The sequence below is a fragment of the Pseudomonas sp. MF08875 genome (assembly GCF_059862525.1).
Genome location: NZ_JCBCUW010000146.1, coordinates 1 through 529 on the forward strand (window position 1 = coordinate 1; position 529 = coordinate 529).

1 pseudogene is annotated in these 529 nt (G+C 61.2%); it reads right to left on the reverse strand.

The features are described 5' to 3' along the window. Window positions 1-529 (reverse strand): annotated as a pseudogene (locus AC19YT_RS28380) (hypothetical protein); the annotation flags it as partial.

Sequence of the window (529 nt, forward strand, 5' to 3'; positions counted from 1 at the left end):
CCGGAGTTGGCGCTGATGATAAATTCCACCCGTTTACCCGCCAGGCCGTTTTTATCGGCGATGTAGGGGGTGGTGCAGTCTGGGTAGTACCACTTGAGGCTGATCCTGTCGGTGGTCAGCATGTCGTTGTATTGCACGATCACCGCGGTTTCGTGCTGGATATCCAGGGGGTTGACGTTGACCAGTGAACCGTCGCCATGGTTGCGCAGGGTGGGGTGCGACAGGTCCATCAGGTCCTTGCCCACCCGCAGGCTCAGGGTGTGGGACACGCCCAGCAGTTCGGTACCGCGTCGGATGGTGTAGTGCACCATCACCACGCCATTACGGTTGTTTTCGACGTAGAGCTTGGACACGGGGATGGGGATTTCCTGACCGGCGGTGGCGGCGGTGAGGGTGATGGTATTGGAGATGTCGCCGGCACTTTCTGAGCCGTCCCAGATGTAGGTCACCTGGTCGCCGACCCAGGTTTGGGTGTAGGGGACGGTCAGGATGACACCGGCGGCGGGCACCTGGTCGGGGTCGAGCAGGT